The organism is Croceibacterium mercuriale, assembly GCF_000802385.1.
In the GTDB taxonomy this organism is placed as follows: Bacteria; Pseudomonadota; Alphaproteobacteria; order Sphingomonadales; family Sphingomonadaceae; genus Croceibacterium; species Croceibacterium mercuriale.
In genome coordinates, this window is the sequence record NZ_JTDN01000001.1 from 195,391 (window position 1) to 220,985 (window position 25,595).

The window sequence follows — 25,595 nt, forward strand, 5'->3', positions numbered from 1 at the left end:
CGGCGCGGCCTGCCGCTACTTCCCCCACTTCTTCTGCGTCTTGCCGTATCGCATCTTGCGGGTGCCCGGCTTGCCCTCGTTGCTGCGGCCCACCAGCGGCGCCTTCTTCTCGGTATCGGGCAGGCCGAGCTCGTCGTTCTCCAGCCGGCGGATCTCGTCGCGCAGGCGACCGGCTTCCTCGAACTCCAGGTTCGCCGCGGCGTTGCGCATGCGCTTCTCCAGGTCCTCGATATACGATCGCAGATTGTGGCCGACGAGGTTGTTGCGCTCGTCATCACCGGTGCCGATCAGCACACCATCCTGCGCGGCGGTGTGCGCGACGATATCGGCGATGCCACGGCGAATGGTCTGCGGGGTGATCCCGTGTTCCTCGTTGTACTCGCGCTGCTTTTCGCGTCGACGGTCGGTTTCGGCGATGGCGCGTTCCATGCTGCCCGTGACGCGGTCGGCATACAGGATCACACGCCCTTCGACGTTGCGCGCGGCCCGGCCGATAGTCTGGATCAGCGAGGTTTCGGACCGCAGGAAGCCTTCCTTGTCCGCATCCAGGATGCACACCAGCCCGCATTCGGGGATATCGAGTCCTTCGCGCAGCAGGTTGATGCCGATCAGCACATCATAAACGCCCAGGCGCAGGTCACGGATCAGCTCGATCCGTTCCAGCGTCTCCACATCGGAATGCATGTAGCGGACCCGCACGCCCTGCTCGTGCATGAACTCGGTCAGATCCTCCGCCATGCGCTTGGTCAGGGTGGTGACCAGCGTGCGGTAGCCCAGCTTGGCGGTTGCCTTGCACTCGGCAATGCAGTCCTGCACCTGGTCCTCGACCGGCTTGATCTCGATGGGCGGGTCGATCAGCCCGGTAGGCCGGATGACCTGTTCGGCGAACACGCCGCCGGTCTGGTCCATCTCCCAGTCGCCGGGCGTGGCGGACACGGCGATGGTCTGCGGGCGCATCGCATCCCACTCGTTGAAACGCAGCGGCCGGTTGTCGATGCAGGAGGGCAGGCGGAAGCCGTACTCCGCCAGCGTGATCTTGCGCCGATGGTCGCCCTTGGCCATCGCGCCGACCTGCGGCACGGTCTGGTGGCTCTCGTCCACGAACAGCAGCGCATTCTCGGGGATGTATTCGAACAGGGTCGGCGGCGGCTCCCCCGGCAGGCGGCCGGTCAGGAACCGGCTGTAGTTCTCGATCCCGTTGCAGCTGCCGGTCGCGGCGATCATCTCCAGGTCGTAATTGGTCCGCTGTTCCAGCCGCTGGGCTTCCAGTAGGCGCCCTTCCTCGTGCAGTTCCTTCAGCCGCTCCTGCAGCTCGAAGCGGATCGCCTGCGCCGCCTGCTGCATGGTCGGCCCCGGGGTGACGTAGTGCGAATTGGCGAACACGCGCACCTTGGGCAGCACCTGCCCCTTGGCGCCGGTCAGCGGATCGAACTCGGCGATCTCCTCGATCTCGTCACCGAAGAAGCTGATGCGCCAGGCGGTGTCTTCCAGGTGGCTGGGGAACAGTTCCAGATTGTCGCCGCGCACGCGGAACGACCCGCGCGCGAAGTTGATGTCGTTGCGCTTGTATTGCAGCGCCACCAGCTTGCGGATGATCTCACGCTGGTCCTGCGTCTCGCCCGCCTTCAGGTCGAAAATCATCGCTGAGTAGGTCTCGACCGAGCCGATGCCGTACAGGCAGGACACGGAAGCGACGATGATCACGTCGTCCCGTTCCAGCAGGGCGCGGGTGGCCGAGTGGCGCATCCGGTCGATCGCCTCGTTAACCGAGCTTTCCTTCTCGATATAGGTGTCGGACCGGGGGACGTAGGCTTCGGGCTGGTAGTAGTCGTAATAGCTGACGAAATACTCGACCGCATTGTTGGGGAAGAAGCTTTTGAACTCCCCGTAGAGCTGCGCCGCCAGGATCTTGTTGGGTGCCAGGATCAGCGCGGGGCGCTGCAGTTCCTCGATCACCTTGGCCATGGTGAATGTCTTGCCGCTGCCGGTCACGCCCAGCAGCACCTGCGTCTGCTCGCCTTCGCGCGTGGCGGCGACGATCTCGCCGATCGCGCGCGGCTGGTCGCCGCTGGGGCTGTATTCGCTGACCAGATCGAACCGCCGGCCGCCTTCCGATTTCTCGGGCCGGGCAGGCTTGTGGGGTACGAAATTGCCGGAGGTGTCGGGCTCCTGCAGCCCGCGGCGGATGACGAGTTCGGCCATGGCGGCAATATGGGCAGGGTGGGCGGCCGGTGCAATCGAGCTGATGCAATCGGCGAAACGGTACCCGTGCCCCTTTCGTTCATGCAGGTAAAAGACAATTCTGTTACAGTGGGCGCAATGGCCAGTATTCCTAATCTTCCTCCGCGCACCCCGGGCGTCTTCTCTGCCGGGTTCCTGGCGGAGGCGACGCGTCGCGCAGCACTGGCCAGCGGGCCTGCTCCTGACGGCGCGCACGGCCCTGCCGCACGGCTGTTGCTGGGCGAACTGGCGACCTTTGCCGCGCCGGTGATGCGTCCGCTGCGCGCCGGTTTCACCCTGCCGCAGACCGACAATCCGCAGGTCGTGATGCTGCTGCCCGGCCTGGGGACCCACCCCACGCGGATGCGCTTCATGGCGCAGAAGCTGGAGGAGGCCGGACATCGCACCAAGCGTTGGGGCCTGGGCTTCAATTTCGGGCCGACCGAGGAGAAGTTCGCCATCCTGCGCGAGCGGCTGGCGCATCTGCATGACCGGTACGGCCGGCAGGTGGTGCTGGTCGGCTGGAGCCTGGGCGGCATCTTCGCGCGGGAGATCGCCAAGCACCAGCCGGAGCATGTCGCCAAGGTGGTGACGATGGGCTCGCCGTTCTCCGGCACGCCCTATGCCAACAATGCCTGGCGGCTGTACCAGCTGCTCGCCGGACATGCGGTGGACCGGCCGCCGGTCGAAGCGGAACTGGCGGTGAAGCCCCCGGTGGAAACGGTGGCGTTGTGGAGCCCGCGCGACGGGATCATCACCCCGCGCAGCGCCGCGGGGTATCCGGGGGAGCGGGATCGGGCGGTCGCCCTGCGCTGCACCCATATCGGCTTTTCCAATGCGGAGGAGGCGATCCGCGCGGTGGCGGTGGAACTGGAACGAACCCGTCCGGGTTGATCGACAAAGCGCATCTTGGCGATCGGCTTCCACCGTGCCATTGTGCGCTGCACCTAACAACAAAGGACGTCATGGACGCGCCGTCACCTGCCACGTTCGACGAGATGCTGGCGCCTGACGGCACGGTACGCGAGGCTTATCGCCAGTATCACCACTGGCTGTCGCAACAGGACAGCGCCGGCATGCGGCGCAAGAATTTCGAGGCCGAGAGCTTCTTCCGCCGCACCGGCATCACCTTCAACGTTTATGGGCAGGACGATGCGGAAGAACGGCTGATCCCGTTCGACATGGTGCCGCGCATCATCACCGCCGCCGAATGGCGCAAGCTGTCGCGCGGGATCGAGCAGCGGGTGCGCGCGCTGAACGCGTTCATGCACGACCTGTATCACCGGCAGGACATCATCCGGTCGGGGCGTCTGCCGGAACGCCTGTTCCGCAACAATCCGGCATGGCTGCCGCAGATGGTGGGCCTGCGGCCGCCGGGCGACATCTACACCCACATCACCGGCATCGACCTGGTCCGCACCGGATCGGACGAGTTCCTGGTGCTGGAGGATAATGCCCGGACGCCCAGCGGGGTCAGCTACATGCTGGAAAACCGCGAAACGATGATGGCGATGTTCCCGGAACTGTTCACCAAGGTGAAGGTCCAGCCGGTCAGCAATTACCCGCGTCGTCTTGCCGCAAGCCTCAGCGCCTGCGCACCCGACTGCGCCGCGGCGAACCCCACCGTGGCGGTGCTGACGCCCGGCATCTACAATTCCGCATATTTCGAACATGCCTTCCTGGCCGACCAGATGGGGGCCGAACTGGTGGAAGGCAGCGACCTGCGCGTGATCGGCGGGCGGGTGCAGATGCGCACCACGCAAGGGTACAAGCCCATCGACGTGCTGTACCGCCGCGTCGATGACGAGTTCCTGGACCCGCTGACCTTCAACCCGGACAGCGTGCTGGGCGTGCCCGGCATCATGGACGTATACCGCGCCGGCCGCATCACCATCGCCAATGCGCCGGGGACAGGCGTTGCCGACGACAAGGCGATCTATTCCTTCATGCCGGAGATCGTGGAGTTCTACACCGGCGAGAAGCCGTTGCTGAACAACGTGCAGACCTGGCGTTGCGCCGATCCGGACAGCCTGAAATATGTGCTGGAGAACCTGGCCGAACTGGTGGTGAAGGAAGTTCACGGATCGGGCGGATACGGCATGCTGATCGGCCCGGCCGCCAGCCGCAAGGAACTGACCGCGTTCCGCGCCAAGGTGCTGGCCCGGCCGGACAAGTATATCGCGCAGCCCACGCTGGCCCTGTCCACCTGCCCGATCTTCACCCGCAACGGGCTGGCGCCGCGCCATGTGGACCTGCGCCCGTTCGTGCTCCTGTCGCCGGGCGGGGTGGAGATCACGCCGGGCGGGCTGACCCGGGTGGCGTTGAAGAAGGGATCGCTGGTGGTCAATTCCAGCCAGGGTGGCGGCACGAAGGATTCCTGGGTGCTGGATGAGTAGGCAGGGCGCTGGCGCGGACGGATCGATCGTGCGGGATCGTGGCGAGGTGCCGGTGCTGGGGCGTGTCGCCAACGGCATGTTCTGGATGTACCGCTATCTCGAGCGGGCGGAGAACACCGCCCGCCTGCTCGCGGCCGGGCACCGCATGGCGATCACCCGCGGCGAGGATGTCGCGAGCGAGGAGTGGAAGTCGGTCCTGACCACGCTGGGCCAGCTGACGGCCTATACCGCGCAGCATGACGATTTCACCGGCGCGCATGTCTGCGACTTCGTCTTGCGGGGGAAGGGCAACCCGCAAAGCGTGCTGTCCATGTTCGAACGCGCCCGCACCAATGCGCGCACCTGCCGCTCCGCCATCACGGCCGAGATCTGGGAGGCGGTTAACGAAGGGTGGATGACCCTGCGCGACCTGCTGGCCCGGCCTGTACGCGACACCAGCCTGAACCTGGCGCTGGCCGCGATCAGGCGAGAATCGACGCTGGCACGCGGTGCGACGCACGGATCCATGATGCGGAACGAGGTCTATTCCTTCGTCCGGGCGGGTACCTTCGTTGAGCGGGCAGACAACACCGCGCGCATCCTGGACGTAAAATACTATCTGCTGCTGCCGTCGCTGTCCTACGTCGGCACGCCGCTCGATACCGGGCAGTGGGACAATGTGCTGCGGTCCCTGTCGGGGGAGCGGGCCTATCGCTGGCTCAATGCCGGGCGGATGGAAGCGCGCAGCATTGCCGAGCTGCTGATCCTAGACGGCCGGTTCCCGCGCAGCCTGGCGTTCTGCTATGCCGCCCTGCGCGAAAACCTGGACGCGCTGGCGCAGCTGCACGGACAGGAAGGGCCGGCCCACCAGCTGATGAACGAGCTGGAGGAGCGGCTGACCGGCCGTACGGTGGAGGCGATCTTCGACCAGGGGCTGCACCAGTTCCTGGTGGAATTCATCGGCCGCAATCAGGCAATGGCCAACGCCATTGCCGAACAATACCGTTTCAACGAGTAGGACGCCCGTCAGCATGCGCCTCGCCATCCGGCATTCCACGCGGTTCCGCTTCAGCCGGCCGGTCAAGCACGGGCTGCAGCGGCTGCGGCTGACGCCCAAGGCGACCCATGGACAGCGGGTGAACGCCTGGTCGATCGAACTGGCCGGCGCGCGCGAGGAGCTGGTCTATGACGACCAGAACCACAACCGGGTGACGCTGATCAGCGTGGACGAGGGCGCGCAGGAACTGGTCATCACCGCCACCGGGCAGGTCGACACGGTCGACCAAGCGGGCGTGCTGGGGGCCCATTCGGGGCACATGCCGCTGTGGTCGTTCCTGGGTCAGACGGATCTGACCAAGGCCGGCCCGCAGATCCGCCGGCTGATCGCCCAGGTGGAACGGAGCCCCAGGGGCATGGTGCCCACCTTGCACAATCTGTCCGCCGCCATCCTGGACCGGGTGGCATACGAAACCGGCCATACCAGCGTAGCCACTTCGGCAGAGGAAGCGGTCGCCGGCGGCAAGGGCGTGTGCCAGGACCATGCGCATATCTTCATCGCCGCGGCCCGCGCGCTGGAGGTGCCGGCCCGCTATGTCAGCGGCTACCTGATGCTGGACGACCGGGTTAACCAGAGCGCCACCCATGCCTGGGCCGAGGCGTGGGTGCAGGGGCTGGGCTGGGTCGGCTTCGACATCAGCAATGGCATCTGCCCCGATCCACGCTACGTCCGTGTGGCGACCGGGCGCGACTACCGTGATGCCGCGCCGCTCACGGGCATGAGCTTCGGCGGCGCCATGCAGGATCTGCAGGTGGAAGTGGCCGTCGAACAGCAGCAGGTCACCGGCCAGCAGCAGCAATGAACAGGCAGCCCGCTGGCGGCGGGCGCAAAGCAGGACGTATCTCCAGATGACCTATTGCGTTGGAATGGTGCTCGATCGCGGGCTAGTGCTGATGAGCGATACGCGCACCAACTCGGGCGTCGACAACATCTCCGTCTTCCGGAAGATGTTCCGCTGGGGCGGCGGCGACCGCACGATCGCCCTGATGACCGCCGGCAATCTTGCCACCACGCAGGCGGTCGTGAGCCGGCTGGAGGAACGCACCAAGGCGCCCGCCGATCGCCAGAACTCGCTGCTGGAGCTGCCGACCATGTTCCAGGTCGCGGCCGAGATGGGCCGGCTGTTACGCGAGACGGTGAAGGAAACGCAGACGGAGAATGGCGCAGACGGCAAGGGACGGTTCACCGCCTCCCTGATCTTGGCCGGCCAGATCAAGGGCATGGAGCCGCGGCTGTTCCTGATCTATCCCGAAGGCAACTTCATCGAAGCCAGCTTCGACACCCCGTTCTTCCAGATCGGCGAGACCAAGTATGGTCGCCCGATCCTGATCCGCGGGTACGACCGGACCATGAGCTTCGAGGATGCGGTCAAGCTGCTGATGGTCAGCTTCGATTCCACGCTGAAGGCGAACCTGTCGGTGGGCATGCCGCTAGACCTGCTGGTGCTGGAGCGCGACACGTTCGAGCCGCTGCACGACCGCCGGATCGAAAGCACGAACCCATATTTCGAGCAGATCAGCAATTCCTGGGGCGCGGCGTTGCGCAATGCCTTCCATTCCCTGCCCGACTACAGCTTCTACCAGAAGCAGGATGGCTGATCCCTGTCGCTGCCGGTCGACATGGTTTGCGGATAGGGAAAACGGCCTAGGCACAGTCCGCTAGGCACTTGTCCCGATCTTGCGGCGCGGGGATCCCACCAGAATGGTGCTATCTGCGGCGCGGAAAACCGCCATTCCTGCCTCTGGCGCGTGCCGATCGCTTCACCGTGGCGGGACATCGCCGTGCATGATCGGGGAACGGGCGGCATCCTGCAGGGCATGGAACGCACACACCTTCATATCCTCGGCGGCACCAGCCGCTCCCGCGCCGAACAGGCCCGCATCGCCTTCGCCCTGGGCCACCATGCCGAGGTCTATGGCGGGCTGGCAGAGTTCTTCGAACGTCCCCCGGTCGAAGGGATCATCCTGGCCGCGCAGGATACGGTCACCGGCGGCACCGCCGGGCTGATCCGTCGGCTGGGCGAGGCCGGGGTCTGGTTGCCGCTGGTGATGACCGTGGACGATTTCACCATCGACCAGGTGGTGGATGCGATCGGTGACGGCGCGATCGACTGCCTGGCCCTGCCCTTGGAGATGGGCACGCTGGCCCGCCGGCTGCAGCGCATCATCGCCGCCGCTGGCCCCATGGTGGAAGTCCGCCGCCGGCAGATCGAGGCGCGGGGCCGCATCGGCCAGCTCAGCCGGCGCGAGCGCGAGGTGCTGGAATGCCTCGCCGCCGGGCGGTCGAACAAGCTGATCGCGCGCGACCTGGGCATCAGCCCGCGCACGGTGGAGATCCACCGCGCCAACATGATGACCAAGCTGGATGCCGGCCACGCCGCCGATGCCGTGCGCCTGTGGATGGACGCGCAGCTTGGCGAAACGGGCCGGATCGCACCCTCCATCGCTGCCACGCCACTGCCGCGCCAGCGCGTGGTGGAGCCGGTCGGCATGGCCCGCGCAGCGACGGCAGCGCAGGACCAGACCGCCGCCTTCCCGGTGCTCCGCCGCGCCTGACGCGCAGCGGAGATTGCCGGGTCACTCGGCGATGATGGCGGCCTCCGTGGCGCTGGCGGGAAGCGCCCCGGCACCCGCACCGTCACCGGTCGCAGGGGACAGCCGGAAGCTGTAGGTCACCGGGGCGACACCGATGCGATATTGTGACAACGGCCGGCCGAAGTCGCTCCATGCAGTATCGCCGCCGACCCCGGACTGCACCAGGTCGACCAGCAGGCTGCCTTCGCTGCCGGGAACGATGTCGCTGCTGCGCCGCGTCCCGGGGGCCGCACGCTCCAGTTCCGCGTAGGCGAACGGCAGCGCGTTGACCGACAGCGGCTGCGCGCCCGCCACCCGCAGGCCGCCGCCCGCATCACCACGGATCAGCTCCAGCCAGCGGACATCCACCTTGTTGCCGCTTTCCTGCGGCCGCATGTAGTCGTGGTACTGCGCGGCGAGGTCACCGCGCCACAGGCCGACAGGCGCGGAGGTCTTGCGGTCGGCATAGGTTTCATGCGGACCGCGGCCATACCATTGCACCGTCTGGAAGGCGGCCGGCGTGGTGTAGCTGAGGCCGATGCGCAGCGGATCACCCAGGTCGGCCTGCAACGGCTCCAGGCTGGCGGTCACGTCCACGCTGCCATCGCCCGCCATGGCATAGCTGGTGGTGAAACGCGCGACGCCGCCGCCGGTCAGATGCCGCACGGTCACGATCGCGCGGCCATCGGCCTCCGCCACCTCGACACCTTCGACCTCCCGCTCCTGACTGGCCTTGCGCCACGGGATGTCACGCTTGGCACTGCCGACACCCAGATCGTTGTCGATCAGCGCGCGGGTGAAATTGGGCGCACCGCCGGACAGCAGCTCCTGCCCGTTGGCGCGATAGGTGCGGACCAGCCCGGTGGCGCGGTCGATCACCAGTTCCGCACCACCGGCGGCGAGGCGCACGGCGCCGCGCTCGCGTGATACGGCGACCTGTCCGGCGCCAGGTGCGGGCAGGACGGCGGGTGCGGCGGTCAGCGCAAACTGTTCCCAGCCGATCACATGCCCGCCGTCCAGCCCGGGCACCTGACCGGTCCTGGCGCGGGCGACAATTGTCAGGAAGGCTTCCGCGCCCGGCGTCGGGCGATAGCCGGCCCAGCCGACCGGCAGGCTGGCGCTGCTGCGCGCGGCCACCGCCGGCACGGTCAACGGCCCGCCGGCGACCCGGACGCCATTCTCCTGCACCTGCCAGCTGAAATCGTATCCGGCCGTGTCGACGAAGTCGTGCCGGTTGGTCACTGTCATCGTGCCGGCCGCGGCATCGAAACCGCCGAACTGTACCGGTGCGTAGACCTTCTGCACCTCGAAGAAGTGCGGATTGGGCGTGCGGTCGGGCTGCAACAAGCCGTCGCCGAACTCGATCACCTGCCCATGGTGCGCGCCGAAGCTGCTGCCGTCGCCCCAGTAATGCCGGCCATCATCGGTCGTGCGGTTGATCGACTGGTCGACCCAGTCCCACACGAACCCGCCCTGCAGCTTGTGCGGGTGGGCATAGATCGTGTCCCAGTATTCCTGGATGTTGCCGCCCGAATTGCCCTGCACATGCAGGTATTCGCATTGGATCATCGGCTGCTGGAAGTCCCAGTTGGTGGCATAGTCCGCCATCTTCACCGCGGGATCGTACATCGGGGCGTAGATGTCGGCATACCAGTTGGGGCGGTGGTCGCTAATCCCGTCCCACGTGCCCCAGCCCAGATAGCTGACCAGCCGCCCGCCATCGCGCGCTTTTGCCGCCAGCGCCGCGTCGGAGAAGGCCGGGCCGATCCCGGCCTCGTTGCCCAGCGACCAGAAGATGATGGACGGGTGGTTCTTGTCCCGCTCCACCATGCGCATCACGCGTTCCACATGCATGTCGCGCCATGCGGGATCGAAGCCGAGCTGCAGTTCGGCCCGCCGTTCGGGGTATTTGTGCCCCGCATCCATGTACTGGTGGCTCTCGATATTGGCCTCGTCCATGACATACAGGCCATACCTGTCCGCCAGTTCGTAGAGGTACGGATCGTTGGGATAGTGCGACGTGCGCAGGGCGTTGATGTTCGCCTGCTTCATCAGGACGATGTCCCGCTCCATCGATTCCCGGCTGATGACGTGGAAGGTGTCGGGATCATGTTCGTGCCGGTTGACCCCGCGCACGGTAATCGGCCGGCCGTTCACGCTGACCAGGCCGTCCTTCATCTCCACCGTGCGGAAGCCGATATTGCGCGCGGTGGACTGCACCACCCGGCCGCGCGGATCGAGCAGCTCTGTCACCAGCCGGTACAGGTTCGGCGTCTCGGCGCTCCATGGCCGTACGCCGGGCACCTCGGCGCGCAGGGTCACGTTGCGCTCCGCACTGCCGGCCGACACCGCGATCCGTTCCTGCGCGACCACCCGGTCGCCATCCAGCAGCACCATGCGGGCGGTGCCGGCCGCGCCGGCGGTCACCGCCAGATCCACCGCCAGCACGCCGTCACGATAGGCGGGGTCAAGGCCCGCATGGACAAAGGTATCGCGGATGCGGGTGCGCGGCGCGGCCATCAGCCAGACGTCGCGCTCGATCCCCGACACGCGCCAGAAATCCTGATCCTCCAGGTAGGAGCCGTCGGAGAAGCGCACCACCTGCAGCGCAATCACGTTCTCGCCAGGACGCAGGTGGCGGGTGACGTCGAACTCCGACGGCAGCTTGGAATCCTCGGCATAGCCGGCCTGCTGCCCGTTGACCCAGACGGTGTAGGCGGAACCGGCCGCGCCCACATGCAGGACCACGTCGCTGCCGTCCCAGCCGGCCGGGATCGTGATCGTCCGCCGGTACGATCCGACCTCGTTGTCGTCATGCGGCACCAGCGGCCGGTTCGGAACAAACGGGTAGGTGATGTTGGCGAACCGCGCCTGGCCGTATCCTTCCGCCTGCCAGTCCGCCGGCACGGCGATCTCCGGCCAGCTGCCGGCATCGTAGCCGGGCTGCTCGAACCCGTCGGGCAGGGTGTCGGCATTGTCGGAGAAGTGAAACCGCCACTGGCCGTTCAGCGACAGGAAGCGATCGGACTTTGCCGGATCGCCGGCCAGTGCGCGGGCGCGATCCTCGAACGGGAAGCCGGTGGCGCGGGCAGGTTCGCGATCGACGCTGTTGACCTGCGGGTTTTCCCAGTTGGGCCGGGCAGGATCGACCTGCACCGGCGCCACGCCCGGCACACTCTGCGCCCAGACCGGCGCGGCCGCGGTGGCGAGCAGCGCAGCCAGGCTGATCATGCCGGACCGGCGGCCCGTATGTGCGTGTGACCTCATGCGTGTAATCCTCTCACCGTTTATTTGTCTGATAAAAAGGTGGTGCAGGCTTGCCAAGTCCCGCCGGCCAATGTTTGTTGGCAGCGGGAGAACAGGAGATGAGGGTGCCGAGCAGAACGATGATGCGGCATGCGTTGCTGGCCGGGCTGATGGCGCTCGCCCCGGCCTGCGCGACGACTGCAGCTGCACCGGCGACCAGTGCCGTGGCCGGAGACGTGCTGCGTGATCCGGCGGCGATGCGGGCGCTGGCCGTGCGGATGGCTGACTGGCAGCTGGCGCGTCTGGACGGCAGCCACGTCGCCCGTGCCAGCCGGGAGACCGGCGATCCGCGGGCCTGGGAGCAGGCGGTGTTCTGGGTGGGCCTGACGCATCTGGCCGACGCAGCCGGCACGCCGCCCCGCATCGGGCAGGCGGTTCTCGACATGGGTCGGCGCACCGGCTGGCAGCCGGGCCGCCTGCCCTACTTCGCCGACGATCACGTGATCACGCAGGCCTATCTGTGGGCGGCGGAGAATGGTGGCGGGGAAGAGGCGCGCGGACCGGCTAGGGCGACCTTCGACAAGGTTCTGGCCGACCGGCCGAAATCCACGCTGGCCTTCGTCGTGCCGCCGGAAGGGTACAGCGCTGCCGAGTGCCTGGTGCGCTGGTGCTGGTGCGATGCCCTGTTCATGGCGCCGCCTGCCCTGGCGGAGCTGAGCAACCAGACCGGCGATCCGCGCTATCGCGATTTCGCCACGGCCGAGTTCTGGGCCACGACCGACTTCCTCTACGATCCGGTGGAGCAGCTGTATTACCGCGACAGCCGCTTCTTCGAGCGGCGTGACGATCAGGGGCGCAAGCAGTTCTGGAGTCGGGGCAATGGCTGGGTGTTCGCCGGGATGGCGCGGATGATCCCGCTGCTGCCCGAAGGTAGCGCCGACCGGTTGCGGATGGAAGGTCTGTTCCAGGAAATGGCTGCCAGATTGGCCACCCTGCAGAAGGACGACGGCTACTGGGCGCCATCGCTGCTGGCGCCCGAAGGCTCGCCCCCGGAGGCGAGCGGCACGGCATTCTACACCTATGGTATGGCCTGGGGCATCAAGGCCGGGTTGCTGGACGCGGCGACCTACCGCCCGGCGGCGGAGCGCGGCTGGGCGGCGCTGACCCGCGCGGTGCAGCCCGATGGCGGGCTGGGCTGGGTACAGCAGGTGAGCGACCGGCCGGAACAGGTGGCCGCCAGCGACACGCAATATTATGGTGTCGGGGGGTTCATGATGGCCGCCGCCGCCATGGCCGATCTGCATGAAGGCAGCTGACTGGCTGGCGGCGCTGCTGCTGGCCGTGGCGACCGGGGGATCGTCCACGGCGCAGCCCGCCAGCAGCCCGGCGGCAGAGTTGTCCGCGATCGACCGGGTATGGTCGGGGCACTACGTCCCGTTCGCGATGGCGGTCGGCGAACGGGCGATCCTGGTGGCCTATTACGATGCCAACCGCCAGCTGACGGTCGCCCGCCGGCCGCGTGACGGCAGCTACTGGACCTATCACCGGCTGGACAGCTGGACCGGATGGGACAGCCACAATGCCATTGCCATGGCGCTGGATGCGAATGGCGAGCTGCACGTGGTCGCCAACATGCACAACGATCCGCTGGTCTATTACCGCAGCCGGGGCGGTGACGACGTCCGCACGCTGGAGCGGGTGCCGGCGATGGCGGACCCGCTGCTGGAGCGGCGGATGACCTATCCGGTGTTCCTGCGCGATGCCGCCGGGCAGCTGATCTTCAAGTATCGCGATGGCGGCAGCGGCAATGGCAACGAGATCTACACGCAGTACGACCCGCGCAGCCGCGACTGGCACAAGCTTCTGGCGACGCCGCTGGTGGACGGGGAAGGGCAGCGCAACGCCTACTTCGTCGGTCCGGTGCTCGGCCCGGATGGCTGGTTCCATCTTGCCTGGGTGTGGCGCGACACGCCCGACGCGGCGACCAATCACGACCTGTCCTACGCTCGCAGCCGCGACCTGCAGAGCTGGGAGCGATCCGATGGCGCTGCGCTGACGCTGCCGATCCGGCTGGCCGATGCGGAGGTGATCGACCCGGTGCCGGTGCGCGGCGGGATGATCAACAACAACACGGTGCCCGGCTTCGACCGGCAGGGGCGGGTGCTGGTAACCTATCACAAGTTCGACGCCGCCGGGCAGACGCAGATCTTCGTCGCCCGGCGGGAGGCTGACGGCTGGCGCAGCGTGCAGGTCACGCGCTGGCGGGATTTCCGGTGGGATTTCGGCGGTGGCGGGTCGCTGGACAGCCGGCTGACGGTCAGCGGGACGGAGCCCTTGGGCAAGGACTGCCTGCTGGTCCGCGTGGTGCGCGATGGCGTACCCCTGGCGCTGGTGCTGGATGCTGCGACGCTGGCGCTGGTGGAGGAGAGGCCGGACACGCGGCTGGCGGATGAACTGGCCGGCGAGGTTGCGGCGCCCGAAGGCATGCAGATCAACACGATCGAGCAGTCAGGCCATGCCGTCGTCTGGCCCACCCTGCCGCCGCATCGCGACCTCCCGCTGTCAGACATTCCGCCGCCGACCGTGCTGCGGCTGGTGGAACGTTAGCGGCAGAAGCTGCCCCCGCTCGCGACGCCTTCCAGATGCAGGTGGTCGCGGTGCGCGGCATTGTATTCCGGGCTGAGCACGGTGGCGAAACGGCGGCAGGCGCTACGCTGCACGGTGCGCATGAACTCCTGCTCCGCCGGCGTGCCGCCGTTCCACCCTGCCAGGACGGTGATCCGCCGGCCATCCTGCAGCACGAAGGCGCCGATATCGACCGCGGACGCAGTGCCATGGGCCGAAAGCCGGCTGGTCCCCGCGACGTTGCGGCAATTGTAGCTGCCCATGGTCTCGACCGAGCGCAGCGGCGAACCCAGCACGCTGCGCGCCGCACGATCCGCGCCATAGCGGACCCATCCGGCAAAGGCGGTGCTGACCTCGCAGGTCAGCGCGCCGATATTGCCGACCATCACCGTGCCGCCATCCGCCGCCAGGCTGGACACTTGGACCGTGTTGACATTGCTGCATCCGGGCGCCGGATAGCGGTCGGGCAGCATGGAGAACTGCGCATCGCTCGCGGTCAGGCCGACCAGGCACTGCCGCCCTGCCGGCGTTTGCGCCACCGGCACGGAGGTGGTGCGCGGACCTTCACCGCGCGCGGGCGTCGCGTCCGGCCGCCCGGTACAGGCCGTCAGCAGCATGGTGGCGGACAGGACGGTGGCAGCGACGATGCGGGCAGGCATGGGCGCGGACATTCCTGTGGATGGTCGCGGATGCAACCGCTAATTGCTTGACTTGATGCCTGCCGCCTCTAGTCCCGGCGCCGGGCCACGCGGTCCCAACGCCGCGCGAGCTCTCTGCGAGGAGAGACTGACATGACTGATACCACGATCCTGGCGGGCGACGTTCGTCCGCAGCCTGCCACGCTTCCCACCCGCCCGTACTTTTCCTCGGGCCCCTGCGCAAAACCGCCGGGCTGGGATGCGGCACAGCTCCCCACCGAATCGCTCGGCCGCTCGCACCGCTCCAAGATCGGCAAGTCGCGCCTCGCCACCTGCATCGACCTGATCCGGGAAGTGCTGGAAGTGCCGGCCACGCACCGCATCGGGATCGTCCCCGGCTCCGACACCGGCGCTGTCGAGATGGCGATGTGGACCATGCTGGGCGCGCGACCCGTCACCACCATCGCCTGGGAAAGCTTCGGCGAAGGCTGGGTGACCGATGCGCTCAAGCAGCTGAAGCTGGACCCGACGGTCATCCGCGCCGATTATGGCCAGCTGCCCGATCTGGCGCAGGTGAACTGGGACCATGACGTGGTATTCACCTGGAACGGAACCACCAGCGGCGTGCGCGTGCCCGATGGCGAGTGGATCGCCGCGGACCGCGCCGGTCTGGCCATTGCCGACGCCACCAGCGCGGTGTTCGCGCAGGATATCGCCTGGGACAAGTGCGACGTCGTCACCTTCTCCTTCCAGAAGGCGCTGGGCGGGGAGGGCGCGCATGGCGTGCTGATCCTGGGCCCGCGCGCTGTGGAGCGGCTGGAAAGCTACACCCCCGCATGGCCACTGCCAAAGGTGTTCCGCCTGACAAAGGGCGGCAAGCTGGTGGAAGGCGTTTTCAAGGGCGAAACCATCAACACGCCTTCCATGCTGGTGGTCGAGGACACGATCGCCTGCCTGGAATGGGGCAAGTCGATCGGTGGCCTGGCTGGCATGAAGGCGCGGGCCGACGCCAATGCCGCGGCACTGGACCGGCTGGTGCAGGATTGCGACTGGCTGGGTCATCTCGCCACCGATCCGGCCAGCCGCTCGAACACTTCCGTCTGCCTGACGGTGGAGGGCGCGGACGCCGATATCATCAAGCGCTTCGCCAAGCTGCTGGAAGATGCGGGCGCCGCCTATGACATCGCCGGCTATCGCGACGCGCCGGCCGGCCTGCGCATCTGGTGCGGCGCCACGGTCGACGCCGCCGATATCACGGCGCTCGGCCCGTGGCTCGACTGGGCCTACGCCCAGGCCAAGGGCTGACACTTCCCACCTGACCTGAAATCTGCCGGGTACCGCGCCGTTGCGCGCGCCCGGCATCCTCCCCGCGTGGGAGATGGAGCAATCGCATGACCAAGCCCAAAGTCCTGATTTCCGACAAGATGGATCCCAACGCCGCGCGCATCTTCCAGGAGAATGGCTGCGACGTCGACGTGAAGACCGGCATGACGCCGGACGAGCTGAAGGCGGTGATCGGCCAGTATGACGGCCTCGCCATCCGTTCCTCCACCAAGGTCACGGCCGACATCCTGGATGCCGCACCCAACCTGAAGGTCATTGGTCGCGCCGGCATCGGGGTCGACAATGTCGATATCCCGGCAGCCAGCGCCCGCGGCGTGGTGGTGATGAACACTCCGTTCGGCAATTCGATCACCACCGCCGAACATGCCATCGCCATGATCTTCGCGCTTGCCCGCCAGATCCCGGAGGCGGATGCCAGCACGCAGGCCGGCAAGTGGGAAAAGAACCGCTTCATGGGCGTGGAGGTCACCGGCAAGACGCTCGGCCTGATCGGCGCGGGCAATATCGGCGCCATCGTCGCCAGCCGTGCACTGGGCCTGCGCATGAAGGTGGTGGCCTATGATCCGTTCCTGACGCCTGATCGCGCCGTGGAGCTGGGGGTCGAGAAGGTCGACCTGGAGACGCTGCTGCAGCGGGCCGACTTCATCACGCTGCACACCCCGCTGACGGACGAGACCCGCAACATCCTCTCGCGCGAGCGGCTGGAGAAGACGAAGAAGGGCGTGCGCATCGTCAATTGCGCGCGTGGCGGCCTGATCGACGAGGCGGCCCTGAAGGACCTGCTGGATAGCGGCCATATCGCCGGCGCCGCGCTGGACGTGTTCGTGGAGGAGCCGGCCAAGGCCAGCCCGCTGTTCGGCACGCCCGGCTTCATCTGCACCCCGCATCTGGGCGCTTCCACGACGGAGGCGCAGGTCAACGTGGCGCTGCAGGTGGCCGAGCAGATGGCCGACTACCTGACGACCGGCGGCGTCACCAACGCCCTGAACATGCCCAGCCTGTCCGCCGAGGAAGCGCCGCGGCTGAAGCCGTACATGGCGCTGGCGCAGCAGCTCGGCTCCCTGGTCGGGCAGCTGGCGCATGGCGACCTGCCGAGCGTCAGCGTGGAGACAGAAGGCGCGGCGGCGCAGCTGAACCAGAAGCCGATCGTCGGCGCGGTGCTGGCCGGCCTGATGCAGCGCTTCAGCCAGAGCGTGAACATGGTCAACGCCCCCTTCCTGGCGCGCGAGCGCGGGATCGAGGTACGCGAGATCCGCAACGAGCGCGAAGGCACCTACAGCACGCTGGTGCGCGTGACGGTGGCCACCAGCCAGGGCGACCGGTCCGTTGCCGGCACGCTGTTCGGCCATGGCGGGCCGCGCCTGGTGGAAATCTTCGGCATCGGGATCGAGGCCGAGCTGGAGGCCCACATGCTGTATATCGTGAACGAGGACGCGCCAGGCTTCATCGGCCGCATCGGTTCGCTGCTTGGCGAGGCCGGCATCAATATCGGCACCTTCCACCTGGGACGCCGCACTGCGGGTGGCGAAGCGGTGCTGCTGCTGAGCGTCGACCAGCCGATCACGCCCGACCTCGTCGCCAAGGCGCAGGGGCTGCAGGGCGTGAAGGTCGTGACGCCGCTGTCCTTCTGATCCGTCAGGGCGGGCGGGTCGGGGTGCTTCCCCTGTGTCCCGCCCGCCGCTAAGGCCGCCCCATCATGATCGATCCTGCCGACCTGCTGCCCGAGGGCCTCGAAGACCGCCTGCCCCACAGCGCCGCCGCCGCCACCCGGGTGGAACGTGCCGTGCTCGACCTGCTGGACGCGCATGGTTATGACCGGGTGCGCCCGCCACTGGTGGAGTTCGAGCCGGCGATGGTGCGCCGGATGACCGGCATGCACACCCGCCACATGTTCCGCTTCGTCGATCCGGCATCGCTGCGGATGCTGGCGCTGCGATCGGACATGACACCGCAGGTGGGGCGCATTGCCGCCACCGGCCTGGCGCACCGGCCGCGCCCCCTGCGCCTGTGCTATGCCGGGCAGGTGGCCCGCATGGTGGGCGACATGCTCGATCCCCGGCGGGAGAACCTGCAACTGGGGGCCGAACTGATCGGCAGCGACGGCGTGGCCGCCGCGGGCGAGATCGTGGAACTGGCGATCGCTGCGCTGGAGGCGGCTGGCGCCACCGGCATCTCGGTCGATTTCACCCTGCCTGACAGCGTGGACCTGCTGGCGACGCATCAGTCGCTGGAGGAGGCAACCGCGCGGGCCATCCGGCGCGAGCTCGACAGCAAGGATGCCGGCGCGCTGGTGGCGGCCGGCGGCGAGGGCTTTCTGCCGCTGCTATATGCCAGCGGCCCGTTCGACCATGCGATCGGCCGCCTGGCGGAGTTCGACACGGCGGGCATTCTCGCCAGCCGGATCGACGGCCTGCGGCAGGTCGCCGCCCGGGTCGCCGGCCGCGCGCGGCTGACGCTGGATCCGGCGGAACGGCACGGCTTCGGCTATCAGAGCTGGTTCGGCTTCACCCTGTATGCCGATGGTGTACGCGGCGCGCTGGGCCGCGGCGGCAGCTACCAGATCGCCGGGACGGACGATGCCGCCACCGGCTTCTCGCTTTATCCCGACGAGCTGGTCGAGCGGCTGGCCGCGGTGGAGCAGCGCCGCGACAGCCTGTTCCTGCCGCTCGGCCATGATCCGGCGCAGGCGTCGGGCGCCCGCCGCGAAGGCTGGCGCACGATCAGCGCGCTGACAGCGGACGACGATGCCGCGGCCCTCGGCTGCACACACATCATGGCGGATGGCGCGATCCGCCCCTTGTGAACTGATCCGGACCCCGGCTGCCGGACGGGCAGACCGGGGCGGTTGCCCTCAGCCGCGCGGTCCCCTAGGGCCGCGCGGTTCGTGATCCAGCAGGAAGATGCCCATGCCCAATGTCACCGTGATCGGCGCCCAGTGGGGTGATGAGGGGAAGGGCAAGATCGTCGACTGGCTGGCCGCGCGTGCCGATGTGGTGGTACGCTTCCAGGGCGGGCACAATGCCGGCCACACGCTGGTGGTGGGCGATACCACCTACAAGCTGTCCCTGCTGCCTTCGGGCATCGTCACCGGCACGCTGTCGATCATCGGCAATGGCGTGGTGCTGGACCCGTGGGCACTGCAGAGCGAGATCGCCCGGCTGGAAGGACAGGGCGTGTCGATCACGGCGGACAACTTCGCCATTGCCGACAATTGCCCGCTGATCCTGCCGGTGCACCGCGATCTGGACGTGATGCGGGAGGCGGCGGCCGGCAAGGGCAAGATCGGCACCACCGGCCGCGGCATCGGCCCTGCATACGAGGACAAGGTCGGCCGCCGGGCGATCCGCGTCTGCGACCTGGCCAATCTGGACGCGATCGAGCCGATGCTGGACCGGCTGTGCGCGCATCATGATGCGCTGCGCGCCGGCTTTGGCGAGCCGCCGGTCGACCGCGAGGCGCTGAAGGCCGAACTGCGCGAGATCGCCCCCTTCGTGCTCGCTTTTGCGCAACCGGTGTGGAAGCGGCTGCGCGATGCGCGGGCGGATGGTGCCCGTATCCTGTTCGAAGGCGCGCAGGGCGTGTTGCTGGATGTGGATCACGGCACCTATCCGTTCGTCACCAGCTCCAACACGGTCAGCGGCACGGTTTCCAGCGGCAGCGGCCTGGGACCCAACGCCGCCGGTTTCGTGCTGGGCATCGTCAAGGCCTACACCACCCGCGTCGGTTCCGGCCCGTTCCCGACCGAACTGATCGACGAGATCGGTCAGCGCCTGGGCGAGCGCGGGCATGAATTCGGCACCGTCACCGCTCGCAAGCGGCGCTGCGGCTGGTTCGATGCCGCGCTGGTACGGCAGAGCTGCGCCATCAGCGGCGTGACCGGTATCGCTCTGACGAAGGTGGACGTGCTGGACGGGTTCGAGACGATCCGCATCTGCACCGGCTACCGCTTGCGCGGGCAGGAGATCGACTATCTGCCGTCCAGTGCCACCGATCAGGCCGCGCTGGAGCCGATCTACGAGGAGATGGAAGGCTGGACCGGGACCACGCGCGGTGCGCGCCGCTGGGCCGACCTGCCGGCGCAGGCCATCAAATATATCCGCCGGATCGAGGAGCTGATCGAAACTCCGGTAGCATCCGTTTCCACCAGCCCGGAACGTGACGACACGATCCTGGTCCGCAACCCCTTCGCCGAGCGGTGAGTTGACTCTGGCCGCGCGGCACGCCAAGCGCCGGCGGCCTGGTGCGGGCGATTAGCTCAGTTGGTAGAGCGCTTCCTTTACACGGAAGATGTCGGCGGTTCGAGCCCGTCATCGCCCACCATCCCCCGACATGGCCGGGGACGGCACCGGCAAGGTCCGGTACCATCCCCGTTGCAGCAGATCAGGCGGGGTTCAGGCCCTGTGCCTCGGTGATGTGCTGCTGGATGATCGGCACCGCGGTGCGGGCGACGGCCTGCAACTGCGGCGTATCGCCCTGCTCGGCATAGGTGCTGTGCAGTGCCAGCGCCATCTGGTGGGCCTGCCGCTGCTGCTCGATATACATCCGGTCGAAATCGGCGCCGCTCGTCGCCTCCAGCTGCGTCATCATGTCGCGCTGCATGGAATTGAGCGTCGGGGTCGACGGTGTGAGGCTTGCCGCTCGGGCTGCGGCGGTCACGTCCTGGGTGGTCTTGCGGTGATGATCGATCATCATCTGTGCAAATTCCCGCACGCCGGCATTCTGGCTCTTCTCCAGCGCCAGTTCGGAGGACTGGATCTCGAACAGGTCGCTGGCGCTGGCCATCGTCAGATAGCCGCTGGAATCGGTCGGGGTCTGGGCCGGGGCAGGCTCGGCCGTCATGCTGGCTTGCGTCTCGGCGCTGTTGCCGGTTGTGTCGCCCTGGGCGGGCTCTTCCGTGTTGCCGCAGGCGGCCAGCGAAAGCGCGGCGGCGGCAGTCAGGGTGGTCATGATCAGGCGCATCATCGTCTCCTCGGGTGTCTGCCCCGGTCACGCATCTGCGATGCGGACAGGGCAATTACCGTCGCAATGGCCGGCACGATGGGGAGTTCCGGACCAACATAAGTCAATGATTAACGGGAGCTTTGATCCTCTCCGGCGCCAGGCCGGTCAAAGCGCGCTGTCGATCGCCTGTCGTGCAGTGGCGCCTGCCCAGTCATAGCCGCCGATCACCCGCCACACTTCGCGACCCTGCGCATCGTACAGCACGGTCAGCGGCAAGGCTGCACCGCCGCCGAAGGCCACGGCGAGATCGTTCTTCTCGTCCATCCAGCGGGGCAGGTTGGCCAGGTCACGCTGCTCGAAGAAGGGCACGACCTTTTCCTCTCCCTGCAGGTCCTCGCTGACGGTGAGCACCGCCAGGCGGCCGTCGTAATCGGCTGCAAGCTGGTTCAGCAGCGGCATCTCCGTCACGCAGGGGACGCACCAGGTGGCCCACAGGTTCAGCAGTACCGGCTTGCCCCGCGTCGCCGCCAGCGACAGGGTCGCGCCGCCGGGCGCCGTCAGATCGGCGGCGGGCATGATCCGCCCGGCGAAGCTGCGGTCGATCGTGCCCGTGGCGGCCGGCGCAGCGGCCTGCGGCGCCTCGGCAGGTTGCGCAGGCTCCGCGCTTTGCCTATCGCACCCCCCCAGCAGCAGGGCGCCAAGCATCAATGGGGCGCCCGCAAACCCGAAGGTGGTGCGCAGCGTGAACGGCAAGGGCGACGGCTTGGCCAAGGATGGCAGCTCCAATCAGATGTGGGGCGGGCGCTTCGCCGAAGGGCCCTCCAGCGTGATGCGGGAGATTAACGCCTCCATCCCGTTCGACAAGGCCTTGTGGCGGCAGGACATCGCCGCCAGCAAGGCGCATGCGGCCATGCTGGGCGCCTGCGGCATCGTCACGGCGGAGGACGCGCTCGCCATCGAACGAGGGCTGGACACGGTTGCCGGAGAATACGCCGCGAGCGGCGTGCCGGAGGACTGGGACCTCGAAGACATCCACATGGTCACCGAAAGCCGCCTGGCGGAACTGATCGGCCCTGCCGCCGGGCGCCTGCACACGGGGCGCAGCCGCAATGACCAGGTGGCGACCGACTTTCGCCTGTGGGTGCGCGACGCGCTGGACGAGGTGGACGGCGCCCTGGCTGCCTTGCAGGCGGCGCTGGTGACGCGCGCGGGCGAGCATGCCGACAGCATCATGCCCGGCTTCACCCATCTGCAGACCGCACAGCCGGTGACGCTGGGCCATCATCTCCTGGCCTATTACGAGATGCTTCGCCGCGACCGGTCGCGCATGGCCGATGCACGCCGCCGGCTGAACGAATCCCCGCTGGGCAGCGCAGCGCTGGCGGGCACCGGCTTCCCGATCGACCGCGACATGACCGCGCAGGCGCTCGGCTTCGACCGGCCGACCGCCAACAGCCTGGATGCGGTATCCGACCGCGATTTCGCGCTCGATTACCTGCAGGCCGCCACGCAATGCGCGCTGCATCTGTCGCGGCTGGCGGAAGAGTTCATCCTGTGGGCCAGCCAGCCCTTCGGCTTCGTGCGCCTGCCCGACGCGCTCAGCACCGGCAGCTCCATCATGCCCCAGAAGAAGAACCCCGATGCGGCGGAGCTGGTGCGTGGCCATTCGGGGCGGATCACCGGCTGCCTGGTGGCGCTGACCGTGACCATGAAGGGCCTGCCGCTGGCCTATTCCAAGGACATGCAGGACGACAAGCCGCCGGTGTTCGAGGCGCATGGTCTGCTGGGCCTCAGCCTGGCGGCGATGACCGGCATGGTGGCGGACGCGACCTTCAACACCGCCCGGATGCGTCAGGCGGCGGAGCTGGGCTATGCCACCGCGACCGATCTGGCCGACTGGCTGGTGCGGCAGGCCGACATCCCGTTCCGCCAGGCGCATCACATCACCGGTGCCGCCGTAAAGCTGGCGGAAAGCCGCGGTGTGGCACTGAATGCGCTGTCGCTGGCGGACCTGCAGGCGATCGACGGCCGCATCACGGATGCGGTGTTCGCCGCGCTGTCGGTGGAGGCGTCCGTTGCCGCCCGCGCCAGCCATGGCGGCACAGCCCCCGCCGAAGTGCGCAAGCGCGTGGCCGAGGCGCGCGGCGCCCTGGGATTGGAGTAAGCCTTGTGACCAGATACCTGCTGGCCTTCACGCCCCTGCTGCTGGCCGCCTGTGCGCAGCAAGCCGACCTGACGCCGATGGCAGGCCAGCGCCTGCCGCCGGCGCCATATGGCCGGGTCGACCCGCCATCCCCGCGCGAGCTGCTGCAGCTCGATCCGCAGGCTGCGCCGCCCAGGTCGGACGAACTGCGCAGCCGGTCCGAGGAACGGGCCGACGATCCCTTCGACCTGCCTCCCCCGGAGAACTGAGACCCTTGGACCATTTCCACCTTCGTGACGGCGTGATGTATGCCGAGGACGTGCCGCTGGCCGACATCGCCGCGGCTGTCGGCACGCCCGTCTATGTCTATTCCCGCGCCACGCTGGAACGCCACGCCCGCGTGTTCCGCGACGCGGTGGCGCCGGCCGGCCGCGTGCATACCGCCTTTGCGGTCAAGTCGAACCCCAACCTGGCCGTGCTGCGGGTGATGCAGCGGGAAGGCTTCGGCGCCGACGTGGTTTCCGGCGGTGAGCTGTTGCGCGCCATGGCGGCCGGCATCGCGCCGGGCGACATCGTGTTCTCCGGCGTGGGCAAGCAGGAGCACGAACTGGTGGCGGCGCTGGATGCCGGCGTCGGGCAGATCAACATCGAGTCGGAGGAGGAGGGCGTCGAGCTGTCCGCCCTGGCCGCCGCGCGCGGCCTGCGTGCACCCTGCGCGTTGCGGGTCAACCCGGACATCGATGCCGGCACGCACGAGAAGATCTCCACCGGCAAGCGCGACAACAAGTTCGGCGTGCCGAACGACCGTGCCGTGGCGATGTATGCGCGGCTGGCGGCGCTGCCCGGCCTGGAGATGCGCGGCCTGGCGGTGCATATCGGCAGCCAGCTTTCCTCGCTCGATCCGCTCGAAGCGGCCTTTGTCCGACTGGGCGGAATGATCGCGGAGCTGCGTGCCGGCGGCTGCACCGTCACCCATGCCGATCTGGGCGGCGGGCTGGGTGTCCCCTACAAGGCAGGCGAAGTGTTTCCCTCCCCCGCGGAGTATGGCGCCATGGTGGCGCGCGTTACCCGTGGCTGGGACACGGCGCTGACGTTCGAGCCCGGGCGGGTGATCGCGGGCAATGCCGGCGTGCTGCTGACCCGGGTGATCCGGGTCAAGCGCAACGCCAACCGCGACCCGTTCGTGATTGTCGATGCGGCGATGAACGATCTGGCGCGGCCGGCCCTGTATGGCGCCTGGCACGATTTCGAGGCGGTGCGGCCCAATGGCACGCGCATGACCGCCAACATCGTCGGCCCGATCTGCGAAACCGGCGACACCTTCGCCATGGGCCGGGAGATCGACGCGGTGGAGGCTGGCGATCTCGCGGTGTTCCGGACCGCCGGTGCCTATGGCGCGACCATGGCGTCCAGCTACAACAGCCGTGGCTTCGTGGCGGAAGTGATGGTCGATGGCGACCGCTTCGCCACCGTGGCCGACCGCATCGCGCCCGAGACCATTACTGCGGCAGAGCGGGTGCCAGACTGGTTGCAGTAGGAGACTCCGATGCGCGCCTTGCCGCTGTTCCACCGGATCGCCGGTCGCCCGGTGATCGTCCTGGGGGATGGAGACGGGGCGGAGCCGAAGCGGCGGCTGGTGGAGCGGGCCGGCGGCATGGTCATTACCGAGATGCACGCCGGCATCGCCGCCGGGGCGCGGCTGGCCTTCGTGGCGCATGACGATGCCGGTGCATGCGAGACGGATGCCGCACGGCTGCGCGCTGCCGGTCTGCTGGTCAACGTGGTCGATCGGCCGGAACTGTGCGACTTCACCACCCCCAGCCTGCTGGAACGCGAACCCGTCCTGATCGCCCTGGGCAGCGATGGGACCTCCGCTGGCCTCGTCAAGCAGGTGCGCCTGCGGCTGGAGGGGCTGCTGCCGGCCGATCTGGGCGGGCTCGCGCTGGCACTGCAGGCCGCGCGTGGTGCCTTGCGCCGGCGATGGCCATCGGGCGCGGAGCGGCGGCGGGCGCTGGATGCGGCGCTGGCGCAGGGGGGCGTGCTGGACCCCTTGCGCGAAGGAGCCGCGGCGCGCGTCGATACCTGGTTGGCCGATGCGGATGCCGGTGGCACGCACGCCACCACGATCGACCTGATGATCGGGTCAGACGATCCGGACGATCTCACCCTGCGGCAGGCGCGGCTGCTCGGCACGGCGGATGCCTTGCTGGTTCCGCCCGGCTTCCCATCGGCGATCCTGGCCCGCGCACGCGCCGATGCCATGCGGCTGGCCTCCGATGCTCCCGCAGCAGCCCTGCCCGCGGGGCTGGTGCTGCGGCTGCAGCGGGCCTGACGGTTCCCGTAAACGCGCGGCATATTACAATCCTTTAACTTAAGTTGGGTCTTCGTGCGGTGCAGGTGCAGGGCGGGGCGGCGCGGTGCCGCACCCGACTT

General features: G+C 68.1%; 21 protein-coding genes and 1 tRNA gene. 17 read left to right on the top strand and 5 right to left on the bottom strand.

Annotated elements, in window-relative coordinates; all coding sequences use genetic code 11:
* Positions 1-15: 15 nt before the first annotated feature.
* The gene (gene uvrB, locus PK98_RS00895; RefSeq protein WP_039093584.1) at positions 16-2,202 is read right to left on the bottom strand and encodes an excinuclease ABC subunit UvrB; all 2,187 of its coding nucleotides are present in this window, start codon (positions 2,200-2,202) and stop codon (positions 16-18) included.
* 117 nt (positions 2,203-2,319) lie between these two features.
* On the opposite strand from uvrB, the gene PK98_RS00900 reads away from it, so the two are divergent.
* From PK98_RS00900 to PK98_RS00925, 6 genes are all read left to right on the top strand, one after another.
* Positions 2,320-3,114 carry an esterase/lipase family protein gene (locus PK98_RS00900; RefSeq protein WP_052207839.1) on the top strand — a complete coding sequence of 265 codons (795 nt, stop codon included), beginning with the start codon at positions 2,320-2,322 and terminating at the stop codon, positions 3,112-3,114.
* A gap of 71 nt (positions 3,115-3,185) precedes the next feature.
* The gene (locus PK98_RS00905) at positions 3,186-4,616 is read left to right on the top strand and encodes a circularly permuted type 2 ATP-grasp protein (RefSeq protein WP_039093585.1); all 1,431 of its coding nucleotides are present in this window, start codon (positions 3,186-3,188) and stop codon (positions 4,614-4,616) included.
* Between the two features lie 52 nt (positions 4,617-4,668).
* Positions 4,669-5,613 carry an alpha-E domain-containing protein gene (locus PK98_RS00910; RefSeq protein WP_039096064.1) on the top strand — a complete coding sequence of 315 codons (945 nt, stop codon included), beginning with the start codon at positions 4,669-4,671 and terminating at the stop codon, positions 5,611-5,613.
* A gap of 13 nt (positions 5,614-5,626) precedes the next feature.
* A complete protein-coding gene (locus tag PK98_RS00915; protein ID WP_039093586.1) occupies positions 5,627-6,454 on the top strand; it encodes a transglutaminase family protein in 828 nt (275 codons plus the stop codon).
* 46 nt (positions 6,455-6,500) lie between these two features.
* Positions 6,501-7,250 (top strand): proteasome-type protease, encoded by a 750-nt coding sequence (locus tag PK98_RS00920; protein ID WP_039093587.1) that lies wholly within the window; start codon positions 6,501-6,503, stop codon positions 7,248-7,250.
* Between the two features lie 150 nt (positions 7,251-7,400).
* Complete coding sequence (locus PK98_RS00925; RefSeq protein ID WP_235425348.1) at positions 7,401-8,207, top strand: response regulator transcription factor; 807 nt, start codon at positions 7,401-7,403, stop codon at positions 8,205-8,207.
* 21 nt (positions 8,208-8,228) lie between these two features.
* On the opposite strand, the gene PK98_RS00930 is transcribed toward PK98_RS00925, so the two are convergent.
* Positions 8,229-11,492, bottom strand: coding sequence for a glycoside hydrolase family 2 TIM barrel-domain containing protein (locus tag PK98_RS00930; protein WP_039093588.1), 3,264 nt, complete (start codon positions 11,490-11,492; stop codon positions 8,229-8,231).
* Positions 11,493-11,596: 104 nt separating this feature from the next.
* On the opposite strand from PK98_RS00930, the gene PK98_RS00935 reads away from it, so the two are divergent.
* Both PK98_RS00935 and PK98_RS00940 read left to right on the top strand, forming a co-directional pair.
* Positions 11,597-12,787 carry a glycoside hydrolase family 88/105 protein gene (locus PK98_RS00935; RefSeq protein WP_235425349.1) on the top strand — a complete coding sequence of 397 codons (1,191 nt, stop codon included), beginning with the start codon at positions 11,597-11,599 and terminating at the stop codon, positions 12,785-12,787.
* Positions 12,774-14,078 carry a BNR repeat-containing protein gene (locus tag PK98_RS00940; protein ID WP_039093590.1) on the top strand — a complete coding sequence of 435 codons (1,305 nt, stop codon included), beginning with the start codon at positions 12,774-12,776 and terminating at the stop codon, positions 14,076-14,078. Before PK98_RS00935 ends, PK98_RS00940 begins: the two co-directional genes overlap by 14 nt.
* Here the strand turns inward: PK98_RS00940 and PK98_RS00945 are convergent.
* Positions 14,075-14,755: an extensin family protein gene (locus PK98_RS00945; protein WP_039093591.1), complete on the bottom strand. Its 681-nt coding sequence runs from the start codon at positions 14,753-14,755 to the stop codon at positions 14,075-14,077. The two genes, PK98_RS00940 and PK98_RS00945, sit on opposite strands and share 4 nt — an antisense overlap.
* A gap of 132 nt (positions 14,756-14,887) precedes the next feature.
* On the opposite strand from PK98_RS00945, the gene PK98_RS00950 reads away from it, so the two are divergent.
* The 5 genes from PK98_RS00950 to PK98_RS00970 all read left to right on the top strand — a co-directional run bounded on the left by PK98_RS00950 (position 14,888) and on the right by PK98_RS00970 (position 20,398).
* Positions 14,888-16,039, top strand: coding sequence for a phosphoserine transaminase (locus tag PK98_RS00950; RefSeq protein ID WP_039093592.1), 1,152 nt, complete (start codon positions 14,888-14,890; stop codon positions 16,037-16,039).
* Between the two features lie 86 nt (positions 16,040-16,125).
* The gene (gene serA / locus PK98_RS00955; RefSeq protein WP_039093593.1) at positions 16,126-17,709 is read left to right on the top strand and encodes a phosphoglycerate dehydrogenase; all 1,584 of its coding nucleotides are present in this window, start codon (positions 16,126-16,128) and stop codon (positions 17,707-17,709) included.
* A gap of 65 nt (positions 17,710-17,774) precedes the next feature.
* Positions 17,775-18,881, top strand: coding sequence for an ATP phosphoribosyltransferase regulatory subunit (locus PK98_RS00960; RefSeq protein ID WP_039093594.1), 1,107 nt, complete (start codon positions 17,775-17,777; stop codon positions 18,879-18,881).
* 103 nt (positions 18,882-18,984) lie between these two features.
* The gene (locus tag PK98_RS00965; RefSeq protein WP_039093595.1) at positions 18,985-20,277 is read left to right on the top strand and encodes an adenylosuccinate synthase; all 1,293 of its coding nucleotides are present in this window, start codon (positions 18,985-18,987) and stop codon (positions 20,275-20,277) included.
* Positions 20,278-20,322: 45 nt separating this feature from the next.
* Positions 20,323-20,398 (top strand) — tRNA-Val (locus PK98_RS00970).
* Positions 20,399-20,458: 60 nt separating this feature from the next.
* Here the strand turns inward: PK98_RS00970 and PK98_RS00975 are convergent.
* Together PK98_RS00975 and PK98_RS00980 are read right to left on the bottom strand one after the other, a co-directional pair.
* Positions 20,459-21,037 (bottom strand): DUF4142 domain-containing protein, encoded by a 579-nt coding sequence (locus PK98_RS00975; RefSeq protein WP_235425350.1) that lies wholly within the window; start codon positions 21,035-21,037, stop codon positions 20,459-20,461.
* A gap of 147 nt (positions 21,038-21,184) precedes the next feature.
* A complete protein-coding gene (locus tag PK98_RS00980; protein ID WP_039093596.1) occupies positions 21,185-21,724 on the bottom strand; it encodes a TlpA family protein disulfide reductase in 540 nt (179 codons plus the stop codon).
* Between the two features lie 85 nt (positions 21,725-21,809).
* Between PK98_RS00980 and argH the strand changes: the two genes are divergently transcribed.
* From argH to PK98_RS01000, 4 genes are read left to right on the top strand one after another with little or no spacing between them, the layout of a single operon-like run.
* On the top strand, positions 21,810-23,183 hold the full coding sequence (gene argH, locus PK98_RS00985) for an argininosuccinate lyase (RefSeq protein WP_039096067.1): 1,374 nt from the start codon (positions 21,810-21,812) through the stop codon (positions 23,181-23,183).
* Positions 23,184-23,188: 5 nt separating this feature from the next.
* Positions 23,189-23,431, top strand: coding sequence for a hypothetical protein (locus tag PK98_RS00990; RefSeq protein WP_039093597.1), 243 nt, complete (start codon positions 23,189-23,191; stop codon positions 23,429-23,431).
* 5 nt (positions 23,432-23,436) lie between these two features.
* Positions 23,437-24,699 carry a diaminopimelate decarboxylase gene (gene lysA, locus PK98_RS00995; RefSeq protein WP_039093599.1) on the top strand — a complete coding sequence of 421 codons (1,263 nt, stop codon included), beginning with the start codon at positions 23,437-23,439 and terminating at the stop codon, positions 24,697-24,699.
* 9 nt (positions 24,700-24,708) lie between these two features.
* Positions 24,709-25,494: a precorrin-2 dehydrogenase/sirohydrochlorin ferrochelatase family protein gene (locus PK98_RS01000; protein ID WP_039093601.1), complete on the top strand. Its 786-nt coding sequence runs from the start codon at positions 24,709-24,711 to the stop codon at positions 25,492-25,494.
* Positions 25,495-25,595: the final 101 nt, after the last annotated feature.